This window comes from Agreia sp. Leaf335 (assembly GCF_001423605.1).
Taxonomy (GTDB): domain Bacteria; phylum Actinomycetota; class Actinomycetes; order Actinomycetales; family Microbacteriaceae; genus Agreia.
This window is the reverse complement of record NZ_LMOQ01000002.1, coordinates 578,933-592,441: the sequence shown is the minus strand read 5'-3', so window position 1 is coordinate 592,441 and position 13,509 is coordinate 578,933. Positions and strand designations below refer to the sequence as shown.

Here is a 13,509-nt window from a genome sequence, read left to right as displayed (position 1 = left end):
ATCAGCTCCGCTGCATCGGTTTTCAAAGCGGCGTCGAGATGGAACACCCCCTAACCCGAGGGAACGATACGCCAGCCCGTTCCGTGCGAGATGAGCGTCTGCAACGCGTCCCGAGCGAGTAGTGCGTCGTCAGCGCTCTTCCAATGCCACACCGTCAGCACGAGGGGGTGCTGCGGATCGACGTCGTCGACATGCACTTCGAGTGTCGTGTCTGAGGTGGGTCTCAGATAGGCCGATCCATCGTCCTCGACCTCGAGCGGAAATCGAAACGTCGAGCCGAGCATCACGAGAGCCTCTCTCGCGGTGAGGCGCGCGTCGGCTCTCATCTGCGAGATCGTCGATGGGGCGTGATGGTGCGTGGATGTCATGGAGCGTCGAGCTCAGTGGACCCGCGTCCCGTCTTCCCGCTGAGCTCCTCCATGCATGACCAGATGGTGCTCGGATCGAATTCTGGATCGGAAACGAAGAACTGATCGAAAATGGAGAGGAAGCCGATGGCCGACGGTGCCCATTCGGTGGGCTCGTCGGTGAGGGTCGGAGGGCCGACGTAGAAGTTGTCCGTCACCGTGGGGTTCGACAGGTGACGTATCGCGAGACCTTCGACGATCGACGAGCCGAGCACGGCGTACAGGGTGTAGCCGCCGGCGAATTCGTCGCGCAACGTGAAACCGAGGAGACAGGTCAGGGCCTCGTGGAACGCGGCCATGTCGGAGATGAATCGGTCACTGCCCTGCCGCAACGTGTCCGCTACTCGACGGAGCGAGTCATTGCCGTCATGGACGAGAAGAGCCGCCGACGTCGAAAGAAAGGACTGCCAGGCAGCGGAGTCGATCGTGCTGTAGAAGTTCTGCTCGAGGACGACTCGGATGGTCTCTCGCATGAGACGCCGTCGTCCCTCCTCGGTGGAGTGCAAGTCTGGTCGGGAGGAGATGACGTCGATGGCCGTACTCAGCGCCCGGTCGTCGTTGATCTTGTCCGCGAAGCGGCTGGCAGCCTCGTTGAGCAGATCAGCGACGAAGAGCTCCTTGGAGTGCCAGATTCGATAGACAGAGCTTCGAGAAACCCCCGCCGCGGAGATGACCTCGTCCATCTGAAGGCCCGGGTATCCCAGAGACATTCCGCTCTCGCCCACCGACTCGAGTGCTGCATCCAGCATCCGGCGTCGGATCTGTTCCGAGGTCATGCGGGTCGACCGAATTCCGCTCAGCGATTCGCTGTGCTCGACTGCCATGGATTCTCCCGTAGATCGTTTCCGCCCTACAGTCTCGCCGTCTTGTCGCTACGGCTGTAATGCGCAATGAGACTTTGTGTCCCAATCGCTCAGGAGGAGTGAATCTCCAGGGTGTCGATGAGGCTCTCCTGAACGAACGCCAGCCACCGATAGACCTCGAGCAGGTACAGGTCTCCATCGGCGAGGTGGAGCTCGTCGTCGTCGTGTTCGATGCCCAGATCGGCCGCGATCGAGAGTCTGATATCGGTGAGACCGCGCAACCACGCCTGCGAGGCGGCCGCATCCAGCTCTACCAGCCGGGGAAACCCATCTACGGACGACAACGTCTCGATGATGACCTGGGCATTGCGCACCTTGCGTTCGATGAGTCCCTCCGAAGTGAAGCGGCGGAATTCCGCGTCGTTCTCCCCGTCGTCGCCATAGCCTGCGGGAAGGAGCCTGTCAATGGCGGACGATCTGATCGCGTCGCCCTCCGCATCGGTCGTGTTCGTCAGGAGGTCCTGCACCTCGCTGGCGAGCCGCGCGAGGATCTCGACCTCCGCGGGCTCGAACGAGGCGACTGCGACCCCGCCCTCGTGCGCGAACGGTGTCATGAGTCCGCTTTCTGCAGCGTGGCCCAGAGGCCGAAGTCGTGCATGGCCTCCACATGTCGTTCCATCTCTTCTCGTGTACCTGTCGCCACGACAGCACGACCGTCATTGTGCACCTGCAGCATCCGACGCTCTGCCTCGGCCTTTGAGAATCCGAAGTAACTGCGGAAGACGTACGAGACGTACGACATGAGATTGACCGGGTCGTTCCAGACGAGCGTTATCCACGGCACCCCCAATCCCAATTTCTCTTCGAGGGCAACGTCGACATCGGTCGCATCGAGAGTCTGGGCCACGACGACAAGCCTGTCACATCGCGGTGTCGCCGATGGTCGCTCGGTGATCTCAGCTGTCTCGCAGCGAAGAGATGAGCTGAGGCTTGGTCTTCTTCGAGTAGCCGCTCTGTCCGAGCTCCTTGGCGCGTTTCTTCAGTTCGGCCACGGTCCAGTCCTCGTAAGACCCGGCCTCCCCACCCGAACGCCCGACTTCAGACCGGCCCTTCTTCGCGGCCGCGTTGGAGATGCGCGCGGCCTTCTGCTTCGACGCGCCCTCGTCGCGAAGCTCCTCGTAGAGCTTCGGATCTTTGATGGATGGATTCTTTTTGTCTGGCACGGTGCCCCTCCTGACCGACGCGTATGCGCTTATTTTTCGATGCTAGCGAGGCCGATCAGACCCACTCCAGGGGGTTGAAAACGGGCGGTCTCTCTCCCTCGCCAGGGGGAGGCGCACCGTACGGGTCACCCGAGCGGCGGATGTGGCGCACGGACGAGCTTCTTACGCTGAGACGCACAACCAGGTGTCGACTAAGGAGTCTTCCATGAGCAACGCGTCGAACGATCTCACGCCTGTGCAGGCAGCGTCACCCGCTGTGGCCGAGCCGGCCCCAACGGTCGATGCTCGATCGGCGAAGGTCGACGCTCAGAAGGCCAAGAACACTCGACGCGGTCCGGTCTATCCGACCTCGGTACCGTGGTCGGCGGTGCTCTGCTTCGTGGTGATCTCGTTGGGCCTCGCCTGGCTGGTGCAGCTTCCCATCTGGTTCTCCGGCGACGGCCTCTCGGATCCCCGGTTCATGCTCACCACTCTCGCGATGATGTACACCCCGACGATCGCAGCCTTCGTCTGCGTTCTGTTCGTCAAGAGGCCGGCGAACATCCCGCGGCTGCTCGGGCTCTCTCCGTTGCGGCCGGTCGGTCGAACTCTTCTCTTCTGCGCTGTGGCATTCCTTGGGATTCCCGTCCTGGCGTTCCTGGCGATGCTGCTGGGCAGCGCCCTCGGCCTCATCCGTCTCGACTTCGTGTCGTTCTCAGGTCTCGATGCGGCCATGGCTGCAACCGGACAGAGCGTGCCTGGGCTGTCGATCGAGATGATCGTGCTGATCAATGTGGTGACGTTGCCGATCGCGATCGTGAGTTCATCGTTCGCGGCGTTCGGCGAGGAACTCGGCTGGCGAGGATGGCTCCTGCCGAATCTGCGTCCCCTCGGCACATGGCCGGCGCTCCTGATCACCGGTGTCATCTGGGGGGTGTGGCACTCGCCGATCATTCTCCTCGGCTACAACTACGGCCGCACAGATCTGCTCGGGGTTGCGATGATGACGGCCTGGTGCGTGTTTCTCAGTGTCATCTTCGGATGGCTCCGGTTGCGCACCGCCTCGGTCTGGCCCGCGGTCATCGCGCACGGGGCCCTCAACGCGGCGACGACGACCTGGCTGGTCACGTTCTCAGACGAGACGCCCGGTGACAACGCGATCTTCGGCACGATCCTCGGAGTATCCGGTGCCCTCGTTCTCGGTGCCGTCATCGTGGTACTGGCCGTGACAGGCCAGCTGAAGAAGCAGCCCCAGCCGGGTCTCCGGCTCGACGAGGCCGCCTCAGCCCCGGCCGAGAGCACATCGTGACGCCAGGCCGGGTCGCCGTTCGCTAGGGAGCGGCGACCGGCGCTCGTTCGCTAGGGAGCGGCGACCGGCGCGTCGGCCTCGACATCGTCGAGGGCGTTGAGGACTCGCACGGCGGCGTCGTTCGCGCCGATCGCGTACTCATTCGTCTCGTTCTCGTCGACCAGCTCCTCAGTGGCGATCTGTTCGATCCGAGTGATCTTCTCCTCGAGTGACTGGGTGCTCGAGCGTACGAACTCGACGAGGCGCTCATCGGGAGCGTTGTCTTCAGTCCAGTCGCCGACGACCTCGGCGCTGGCCAGAGCGGCCACCGTGAGGCGAAGCCGGTTCTCCCATTCACCCCGCTGGGCGGTGACGCCGTCGAGCTCTTCGATGGCCGCGTCACGCTGTGCGTCGCTGCGGTCTCGTTCCTCGCGCAACGTGGCGATCTCGGCGCGACTCTTCTCGAGTTCGGACGCGGTCTGCTCTGCCCGAGCGACGGCGTCGGCGAGATTGCTCCTGGTCTCGGAGAGGGCAGCGTCGGAGTCTCCCGACTCCGCCTGCACCACGGAGGCGGCCGACGCCTTCTCGACAATCAATTCCGATGTCTGCCGTTCGTGGCTGGCGTTCACCTCGGCGAGCTGCTGTTCGTGCGCGCTGGTGAGTTCGTCGACCTGCGCGTCGTGAGCGGCCTTCAGCTCGGCGATCTGCTGCTGGTGCGCCTCGTCGATCGTCTCGAGCTGGTTCGCGTGCTCGGCCGCCAACGCGGAGACATCCGTCGTGCGGGTACCGTCTAGCTCCGCGATCTGCGACTCGAGTCTCGCCGTGAGCTCTGCAACCTGCGCGTCACGCTGTGCACGAAGCTCTGCCAGTTCGGCCGTGAGCGACGCCACCTCGGTCTCGCGCTGCGCGTGGAGCCCAGCGATCGTGGCGTCCCGCTCACTGCGCAGCGTCGCGACCTCGTTCTCACGCTGACTCGACACAGAGGCAACCTCCGACGCGAGCCTCGCCTGAAGCTCGGCGACCTCGGTGTCGCGCTGCTGGCGCAGCTCGGCGATCTCGGCGTCGCGCTGAGCCGTCAACGAGAGGAGCTCGTTCTCCCGCTGTTGGTGCAGCGCCGCGACCTGCGCATCACGCTCATTCGCGAGCGCCGCGAGTTCTGCTTCGCGCTGCTGGTGAGCAGCGCCGAGATCGGTGTCGCGCTGAGCGGTGAGCGCGCTCACCTCGGCGGTCAGGCGAGCGGAGAGCTCTGCCACCTCGGTGGCCCGTTGTTCCGTCAGCACAGCGACCTCGGCCTCGCGCTGCTGGTGCAGAGCGGCTACCTCACCCTCGCGCTGCGCCGTGAGCGCAGAGACCTGGCTCTGGAGTTCTGCTCGGAGTCGGGCGACCTCGGACTCGGCATTCTCTGCCCGGGCGGTCTGGGTGGTGAGCTGCTGCTGCAGGTCGTCTGCATGGGCCCGGGATTCGGCCAACTGCGCCGAGACATCTGCGAGGTGAGCCTCGGCATTCATTCGTGCTTCGTCACGGGCCTGACGATCTTCGATCACGCTGTCGAGATGAAGACGGATGATCTCCAGGGGATCCTCGGTGGTCTCGAGCGTCGAGATCGGTTCGAGGTCGGGCTGCACGTAGGCCGGCTTGGCCGTTGGGTCGATGAGGTGGTGGCTGAAGAGTTCTTCGGTGACAGGGCGATAGCGCGCCTGAAAGTCCTCGGAACCGATCTTCACGGCGGCGTCGATGAGCCTCACCGCGAAGCGATCGCGCCCCGAGAGCACGAGGGGCTGCTCGGTGGTGGATGCCGCAGCAGGAGCGCGATTCTCCCTGTTCTCGTCAGAATTCTGAGGTTCGGGGGAGAGGTCGTCGAAAGTCATGAAACTCCTTCGGCATCCGGATCGATCGAATGCCGTCACTGTGGTCGGGCAGGCCGTTTTTCAGGATACCGGGACACGGACCGGCGTGGGGTCAGGAATGGAAACCTCACCGCGGACATCCGGGGTGCGGGTCGCAGAGGTCGATCAGACCGCGTCGTCGGTCAGCAGGTGGGCCGTGGGCTCGTCGATGATGAGGTCGGTGATCAGGCCGGCTGCCAGAGCGCCGCGCAGGGCCGGAAGTTTCGATTTGCCGCTCACCACGCAGATCCGTCGAGCAACGCGCGACACGAGCTCGAGACCGGGACCGCTCGTGCGCGAATTCATGGGGATATCCGTAGACGACCCGTCTTCGCGGTAGAAGACCGTCGCGACGTCACCGACGACATCCGAGCGGGTGAGGGATGCGTAGTCGGATTCGTCGAGGTAGCCGCCGATATAGACATGGCTGGGCACATCGGCGAACGGCGAACCGAGACCGAAGAGGGCGATGTCCATGCGCTTCTGTATGTCGAGTACCCGCCTGATGGCCCGCTCTCGCCACATCGCCTGTTTGGTGGCGGCGTCGTCGAAGAAGGCGGGCACAGGAAACTGTTGAACGGCGGCGCCGAAGGCGACACCGAAGCGAGTCATGATCTCGCTTGCGTACACGATTCCCGTGGTCTGAAAATTCGCCGCACCGTTCAACTGCACGAGAGTCGTGTTGTGCGTCACCTTCTCGGGAAGGTGGCGGCTCACCGCGCTGATCGTCGATCCCCACGCGACTCCGATCGTCATGTTGGAGTCGACGAAGGGGGTGAGAATGCGTGCAGCCGACACCGCCACGCGTTCGAGTCGATCGACCTCGTTCGTCGAGGCCGGCACGGGCACGATGTGCGCGGTGACGCCGTAGCGCTCGCGCATACGCTGTTGCGACGTCGACACCCGCTCGGCCGGCGACTTCACCTGGATCTCGACGAGGCCGGTTTCCCGGGCGAAACTCAGCAGTCGGGAGACGGAGGAGCGCGATGTGTGCAGCTCGTGCGCTATCGCCTCCATGGTGATGTCCTGGAGGTAGTAGAGCTGCGCGGCACGCAGCGCGTCGCGCGACTTTTCTGCGTGCTGGTCCGCGGAGGCGATGGTCATGGTGAACAGTCTCCCACGGAGTGCACGTCTGTGCATAACGCTTGAACAATTGTGTACGGATGCTCAGACTTGTTCAGTAATCAAGAACTTACTTACACGAAGGCGAGTACACAGTGAGTGCACCAGTCGTTTCCCCATCCAATGGCACAGAGCTGCGCCCCGACGTCGCTGGCCTCATCGCCACACCGCGAGCACAGGTGCTCGTAATCGGTGGCGGCATCAACGGCATCGCGACCTTCCGAGACCTGGCGCTGCAGGGTGTCGATGTCGTCCTCGTCGAGCGCAGCGATTACTGCTCCGGTGCGTCGGCGGCGTCGAGCCACATGATCCACGGTGGAGTCCGCTACCTCGAGAACGGCGAGTTCAGGCTCGTTCGCGAGTCGGTGCAGGAGCGCAACCGTCTTCTGCGGCTCGCGCCTCACTACGTGAAGCCTCTGCCGACGACGATTCCCATCTTCTCCACGTTCTCCGGCATCGTCTCCGCTCCTCTGCGCTTCCTCACCCACAAGCAGGGAAAGCCGAAGGAGCGCGGAGCGCTTCTCATCAAGCTGGGACTGCTCGGCTATGACTCCTTCTCGCGTGACGGCGGTTCTGTGCCCCGGCACCAGTTCGCGGGTCGCAAGAAGTCCCTCAAGAAGCTTCCCCAGCTGCGCCCTGACGTGAAGTACACGGCGACCTACTTCGACGCTGCGGTCGAGAACCCGGAACGGCTCGCCTTGGATCTGGTCGAGGACGCCCGAGCCGTGGGACCGAACGCGCGCAGCGCGAACTACGTCGAGGCCATCGGCGTCTCAGGCGACGAGGTCCTCCTGCGCGACACGGTCTCCGGTCGCGAGTTCAGCATCGCCGCCGACGCCGTCGTCAACACCACGGGCCCGTGGACCGACCTGACCAACGAGGCCCTCGGTATGCCGAGCACCTTCATGGGAGGCACCAAGGGCTCTCACATCGTTCTCGACAACCCGGCGCTCTACAAGGCGTGCGCAGGCGGCGAGGTCTTCTTCGAGAACAACGACGGTCGGATCGTGCTCATCTACCCGCTCAACGGTCGGGTTCTCGTCGGTACCACCGACCTGGAAGCCGATATCACGAAGCCTGCAGTGTGCACCGAAGAGGAGGTCGACTACTTCTTCAAGCTCGTGTCGCACGTTTTCCCACGCATCCCCGTGGACCGTTCGCAGATCGTTTTCCGTTACTCGGGCATCCGCCCCCTGCCGAAGCACGATGACACGGCGCCCGGATTCGTCTCCCGCGACTACCGCATCGAGCCGTCACGTCTCGGTGGAACGAAGATTCCCATGCTGAGTCTCGTCGGTGGCAAGTGGACGACTTTCCGGGCCCTCTCCGAGCACCTCGCGAACGAGACGCTCGAGCTGATCGGTCGTACGCGCACCGTCAACACTGAGAAGCTCTCCATCGGCGGCGGGGTCGGCTTCCCGACGACGACCCAGGCGACCAATACCTGGGTGTCGGCACACGCGTCCGACGTGGGCGCCGAGCGTGCGCGCGCCCTGCTGGCCCGCTACGGCACCAAGGCCGACAAGGTCATCGACTCCATCAGCGCAGCGGTCGACGACAAGCAACTCCAGAACGTCTCGGGATTCTCTGCCGCCGAGATCGCGTACCTCGTCGAGAACGAATTCGTGGTGCACCTCACCGACCTCGTCCTACGTCGCACGATCCTCGCGTTCGTGGGCGATCTCGATCAGTCGGCGTTCGACGAACTCAGCTCGCTCGTATCGGATGCGCTGGGCTGGTCCGAGACGCAACTCGCCGACGAGCGCGCGGCAGCCGTGCGCGACCTCGCGTTGTTCCACGGCCTCGAGCTCGACGCCGCGAAGGCGCCTACGGCGACTGCCGTCGTCGCCGACTGACGGGGCAGAGTCTGAACAGACGTGCACGAGAATCTGTTGATTGCATCGACAACTGATCGCTAGCGTCAATGAGGGGTCGGCGTCGGTCGGCCCCTCATTCTTATCAATGTGACGTCGACGTCACGCGAAAGAAGGTCAATGTGGACAATCTCGGGGTTGTATTCATCGCGGAACTCGTAGGCACTGCCCTGCTTGTCCTGCTCGGTTGCGGCGTCGTCGCCAATGTGGCCCTGGTGAAGACCAAGGGCTTCAACGGCGGCACCCTGATGGTCAACATCGGCTGGGGCTTCGCCGTCTTCTGCGGTGTCATCGTGTCGTACAACAGCGGTGCGCACCTGAACCCGGCCGTCACGCTGGGGCTCGTCGCGAACGGGGCGAAGGAATTCGGCTCGGGTGTTCCCGTGAACCTGATCTCGATCCTCGTCTACATCGCCGCTCAGCTGTTGGGTGCGATCATCGGTGCTGTGTTCGTGTGGCTGGCTTACAAGCAGCACTTCGACGAGGAGCCCGACGCGGCCAACAAGCTCGGCGTCTTCTCGACCGGTCCCGCCATCCGTTCCTACGGGTGGAACTTCGTGACCGAGGTCATCGGCACCTTCGTCCTGGTGTTCGTGGTGATCGGTTTCGGTCGGCAGGAGCCGGGCGGCGGTCTTGCGGCGTTGGGCGCTCTTCCGGTGGCGATTCTCGTGATCGCGATCGGCGCATCCCTCGGTGGCCCGACCGGCTACGCGATCAACCCGGCCCGTGACCTCGGCCCGCGCATCGCGCACGCCCTGCTGCCCATCAAGGGCAAAGGATCGTCCGACTGGTCCTACTCCTGGATCCCGGTCTTCGGCCCCATCGTCGGTGGCGTGCTCGCCGGCCTCGCGGCTGTGCCCCTTCTTCCCATCCTCACGTAACCGGCACCCCGGCTAGGCAGAACCACATAACGAAGGAGTTAGACATGAGCAAGTACGTCATTGCGATCGATCAGGGAACCACGAGTTCTCGAGCGATCATCTTCAACCACGAGGGCGGAATCGTCTCGACGGGTCAGAAGGAGCACGAACAGATCTTCCCGAAGGCGGGCTGGGTCGAGCACAACCCCAAAGAGATCTGGGACAACGTTCGCGAGGTCATCGGCCAGGCCCTCTCGAAGGCCAACCTGACGCGTCACGACATCGTCGCGGTGGGTATCACCAATCAGCGGGAGACCGCCGTCGTCTGGGACAAGAACACGGGCGAACCCGTGTACAACGCCATCGTCTGGCAAGACACCCGCACCCAGGCCATCGTCGACCGCCTGTCGAAGGATGGCGGTGGCGATCGCTTCAAGGACACCGTGGGGCTGCCGCTCTCGACCTACTTCGCGGGAACGAAGATCGTCTGGATCCTCGAGAACGTCGACGGAGCGCGGGAGCGTGCCGAGGCCGGTGACCTCATCTTCGGAACGACCGACACGTGGGTTCTCTGGAACCTGACCGGCGGCATCAACGGGGGAGTCCACGCGACCGACGTGACCAACGCCAGTCGCACCCTCTTCCTCGACCTCAAGACCCTGGAATGGGACGACGAGATCCTGAAGGCGTTCGACGTACCGAAGTCGATGCTGCCCGAGGTCCGCAGCTCGTCAGAGGTATACGGCACGGTCTCCGACTCGAGCCTGCTCCGTGAGGTTCGGCGAGGCCAAGAACACCTACGGCACCGGCAACTTCCTGATCTTCAACACCGGCACCGACATCGTCAAGAGCGAGAACGGACTACTCACCACCATCGGCTACAAGCTCGGCGACGGCGCGACCCACTACGCACTCGAAGGATCGATTGCCGTCACCGGTTCGCTGGTGCAGTGGCTGCGCGACAACCTCGGCATCATCCAGAGCGCTCCCGACATCGAAGTGCTCGCCAAGACGGTCGACGACAACGGCGGCGCGTACTTCGTGCCCGCGTTCTCGGGTCTCTTCGCGCCGCACTGGCGCTCGGATGCCCGTGGCGCGCTGGTCGGCCTCACCCGGTACGTGAACAAGGGCCACATCGCCCGGGCGGCGCTGGAATCCATCGCATTCCAGACCCGCGAGGTTCTCGACGCGGTCAACGCCGATTCGGGTGTGCCGCTGACCGAGCTCAAGGTCGACGGCGGAGCCACCGCTAACGACACCCTTCTGCAGTTCCAGGCCGACATCCTGAACGTTCCCGTGGTTCGCCCGGTCGTCGCCGAGACCACCGCGCTCGGCGCCGCGTATGCGGCCGGCCTCGCGGTCGGATACTGGGACAACCTCGACGACCTGCGCAACAACTGGCAGGAAGACAAGCGTTGGACGCCGAACATGGACGACGCCGAGCGTGAGCGCCTGTACCGCAACTGGAAGAAGGCCGTTACGAAGACCCTCGACTGGGTCGACGAGGACGTCGCCGAATAGCTGACGGCATAGGCCGTCGTCGTTCCCTGAGCCTGTCGAGGTACAACCCTCGACAGGCTCAGGGAACGAGTTCGTTAAAGGGCGAAGATGGTCCAGCTGGCCGTGTGCTCTTCGCCTCGGTCGAGGACGATCAGGTCGGTGCCCGTGTTGAAGGCATCCGGGGGACAGGTCATCGGCTCGACGGCCAAGCCGAGTCGGTTGATCGCCGGCTCTGGCTGATCCGCCGTATGGATCTGCACCCACTGGCATTCGGTGCCCCAGCTGATCGCCACTCCGGACTCTCCATCTCGGGTCGTGACCCGCACTGTTGAGACGCCGTCGTCGTCTCGTTCCAGTTCGGTGAACGCGTGATCGATGAAGGTCGAATCGATCGGCCTGGCCGCAACGAAATCGAACGCGCCGTCGTCTTCGAGCTCGACGTCGCCGAGATCGATCGGAATCAACCGGTCGGGAGTGACCGTCAGCACCGCACGTGCCGGCAGTTCGAGCGACCAGTCGTCGACCCGGCCGGGCCCGGCGACGAGATACGGATGCGGGCCCGTTCCGTAGGGGGCGGCGTCGCGGCCCGTGTTGATGGCCCGGATGGTCGTGGTGAGGCCCGATTCAGACAGCTCGTAGCGCGCGGCGACGAGCACGCGGAAGGGGTACCCCGACTGGGCCTCGATCTGGAACGCGAGTTCGACGAACTCGTCACCGGAGTCGACCAGAAGCCATTCCTGCCATGCAGCGAGACCGTGCAGTGCGTGCCCACGGCGGGGCTCGGTGAGCGCGAGTTCGTATTCGGTGCCGCGGAACGTGTACCGGCCGTCGACCACCCGGTTCGGCCACGGGGCGAGAACGGCTCCGCGGAAAGCGGGCCGAACCTCATCGGCATCGAAAGGAACGATGAGATCGCGCCCTCGATGGCGCAGAGCGCGCAGACTTGCGCCGACTCCCGCGATGTCGGCCGAATAGTCGCCCGAGGTCAGTGTGTAGGCGGCGCCGGCGAGAGGAATGTCGGACAGGGTGGAGGCAGTGTTCATAGTGCCTCCACCGTAGCGTCAGAAGGTCAGCCCAGGTGAACGGCGTCGGGCACGTTCATCAGCTCGTCTTTCGACGGCCGCACGAGAAAGAACGAGATCGGTGCGGCGAGCAGGATGAGGCCCGCGGCCCACAGGAATGCCGTCGAGTAGCCGCTCACGAATGCCTCGAGCTGAGCCGTCGCGGAGGGCGGGTTCGCCGCCAGGTAGGCCGAGATCGCCGCGGTGTAGAGCGCGGTGAAAAGGGCCGTTCCGATCGAACCGCCGATCTGCTGCGTCGCCGAGACCGCCGCGCTGGCGACTCCCGCGTCGTGCTCGTCGATTCCGGAGAGTGCGACGTTCTGCAGGGGAACGAAGATGCAGGCCAGACCGATGCCCAGCAGGATGACTCCGGGCAGCACCTCGACGACGTAGTTGCCCTCCACGGTGATGAACGAGAGCCAGGTGAGTCCGGCGGCCGCCACGATCGGACCGACGGTCATGGGCAGGCGAACGCCGGTCGTGGGAAGGAACTTCGACAGCACGGTGGCGCCGATCATGATCGTAAAGGTCATGGGTAGCGACGCGAGGCCCGACTGCAACGGGCTGAAGCCGAGCACGATCTGGAAGTAGAACGTCAGGAAGAGCAGGCCGCCGAGGAGGGCGGCGCCGGTAAGCAGAGAGACGAGGAACGCGCCGCCGCGGACCCGGTTGACGATGACGCGGAGCGGAAGTAGCGGGTTGGCCGCACGCGACTCCCACCAGACGAAGGCGGCAAGCAGAACGACGCCCAGGGCGAGGAAGCCGATGGTCTCCCAACGGCCCCATCCGTTCTCGGCCTGCGAGAAGCCGTAGACCAGGGATGCGAGTCCAGCGACGACGAGCACGGTACCGGGAAGGTCGTAGCGTGTGTTGCCGTGTGCGCGGCTCTCTCGGATCAGGGGGAACCCGGCCACGATGGCGACGATCGCGATGGGCACGTTCACCAGCAGGCACCAGCCCCAGCTCGCGTACTCGGTGAGCACGCCGCCGAGGAGGAGCCCGACGGCCGCTCCGCCTCCGCCGATCGCCCCGTAGACGGCGAACGCCTTGATGCGGTCTTTGCCGTTGGGGAAGGTGATGGTGAGGATGGCGAGGGAAGCGGGTGCGAGGATCGCCGCGAAGGCGCCCTGCAGGCCACGTGCGATCAGAAGCTGCTCGGTCGTCGCGGCGAATCCGCCGATGCCGGATGCGATGGCGAACCCCACCATGCCGAGCATGAACGACCGTTTGCGTCCCCAGTAGTCGGCGATACGACCGCCGAGCAGGAGAAGAGAACCGAATGCGAGGGCGTAGATCGTGACGACCCAGGTCCTGTCGCCATCGCTCATGCCGAGCTCCATCTGAGCGTCGGGCAGGGCGATGTTCACGATCGTGCCGTCGAGCACCACCATGAGCTGCGCGAGTGCGAGCACAGCGAGCAGCCACCACCGTCGTGGGTGTGCGGCGTGATCGTGGACGGCCTCGGTCGAGGCGGTGGAGGGAAGCGTCATGAAGAAGCGGGATCCT

12 protein-coding genes and 1 pseudogene are annotated in these 13,509 nt (G+C 64.4%); 4 read left to right on the top strand and 9 right to left on the bottom strand.

The window, feature by feature from the left end:
* Nucleotides 1–50 precede the first annotated feature (50 nt).
* From ASF79_RS08870 to ASF79_RS08850, 5 genes are all read right to left on the bottom strand, one after another.
* Nucleotides 51–368 (bottom strand): hypothetical protein, encoded by a 318-nt coding sequence (locus tag ASF79_RS08870; protein ID WP_055780401.1) that lies wholly within the window; start codon nt 366–368, stop codon nt 51–53.
* Entirely contained in the window at nt 365–1,231 is an 867-nt protein-coding gene (locus tag ASF79_RS08865; RefSeq protein WP_055780403.1) for a TetR/AcrR family transcriptional regulator, read from the bottom strand. Before ASF79_RS08865 ends, ASF79_RS08870 begins: the two co-directional genes overlap by 4 nt.
* An 89-nt stretch (nt 1,232–1,320) precedes the next feature.
* Complete coding sequence (locus tag ASF79_RS08860) at nt 1,321–1,824, bottom strand: DUF2017 family protein (RefSeq protein WP_055780407.1); 504 nt, start codon at nt 1,822–1,824, stop codon at nt 1,321–1,323.
* Nucleotides 1,821–2,117 (bottom strand): ATP-dependent Clp protease adapter ClpS, encoded by a 297-nt coding sequence (clpS, locus tag ASF79_RS08855; protein WP_055853852.1) that lies wholly within the window; start codon nt 2,115–2,117, stop codon nt 1,821–1,823. Before clpS ends, ASF79_RS08860 begins: the two co-directional genes overlap by 4 nt.
* Nucleotides 2,118–2,166: 49 nt before the next feature.
* On the bottom strand, nt 2,167–2,433 hold the full coding sequence (locus ASF79_RS08850; RefSeq protein WP_055853848.1) for a DUF7218 family protein: 267 nt from the start codon (nt 2,431–2,433) through the stop codon (nt 2,167–2,169).
* 205 nt (nt 2,434–2,638) lie between these two features.
* Between ASF79_RS08850 and ASF79_RS08845 the strand changes: the two genes are divergently transcribed.
* Nucleotides 2,639–3,721, top strand: coding sequence for a CPBP family intramembrane glutamic endopeptidase (locus ASF79_RS08845; RefSeq protein WP_055780415.1), 1,083 nt, complete (start codon nt 2,639–2,641; stop codon nt 3,719–3,721).
* Nucleotides 3,722–3,771: 50 nt separating this feature from the next.
* Here the strand turns inward: ASF79_RS08845 and ASF79_RS08840 are convergent, their stop codons facing one another.
* Complete coding sequence (locus ASF79_RS08840) at nt 3,772–5,568, bottom strand: hypothetical protein (RefSeq protein ID WP_055853845.1); 1,797 nt, start codon at nt 5,566–5,568, stop codon at nt 3,772–3,774.
* Nucleotides 5,569–5,712: 144 nt separating this feature from the next.
* Nucleotides 5,713–6,690: a sugar-binding transcriptional regulator gene (locus tag ASF79_RS08835; RefSeq protein ID WP_055780420.1), complete on the bottom strand. Its 978-nt coding sequence runs from the start codon at nt 6,688–6,690 to the stop codon at nt 5,713–5,715.
* 113 nt (nt 6,691–6,803) lie between these two features.
* Between ASF79_RS08835 and ASF79_RS08830 the strand changes: the two genes are divergently transcribed.
* The 3 genes and pseudogenes from ASF79_RS08830 to ASF79_RS08820 all read left to right on the top strand — a co-directional run bounded on the left by ASF79_RS08830 (nt 6,804) and on the right by ASF79_RS08820 (nt 10,963).
* Complete coding sequence (locus ASF79_RS08830; RefSeq protein ID WP_055853842.1) at nt 6,804–8,564, top strand: glycerol-3-phosphate dehydrogenase/oxidase; 1,761 nt, start codon at nt 6,804–6,806, stop codon at nt 8,562–8,564.
* A gap of 188 nt (nt 8,565–8,752) precedes the next feature.
* The gene (locus ASF79_RS08825) at nt 8,753–9,463 is read left to right on the top strand and encodes an MIP/aquaporin family protein (protein WP_055854674.1); all 711 of its coding nucleotides are present in this window, start codon (nt 8,753–8,755) and stop codon (nt 9,461–9,463) included.
* Between the two features lie 44 nt (nt 9,464–9,507).
* Nucleotides 9,508–10,963 (top strand): annotated as a pseudogene (locus tag ASF79_RS08820) (FGGY family carbohydrate kinase).
* Nucleotides 10,964–11,037: 74 nt separating this feature from the next.
* Here the strand turns inward: ASF79_RS08820 and ASF79_RS08815 are convergent.
* Entirely contained in the window at nt 11,038–11,985 is a 948-nt protein-coding gene (locus tag ASF79_RS08815) for an aldose 1-epimerase family protein (RefSeq protein WP_055853838.1), read from the bottom strand.
* A 26-nt stretch (nt 11,986–12,011) separates the two neighbouring features.
* A complete protein-coding gene (locus ASF79_RS08810; protein WP_055853836.1) occupies nt 12,012–13,493 on the bottom strand; it encodes an MFS transporter in 1,482 nt (493 codons plus the stop codon).
* Between the last annotated feature and the right edge of the window lie 16 nt (nt 13,494–13,509).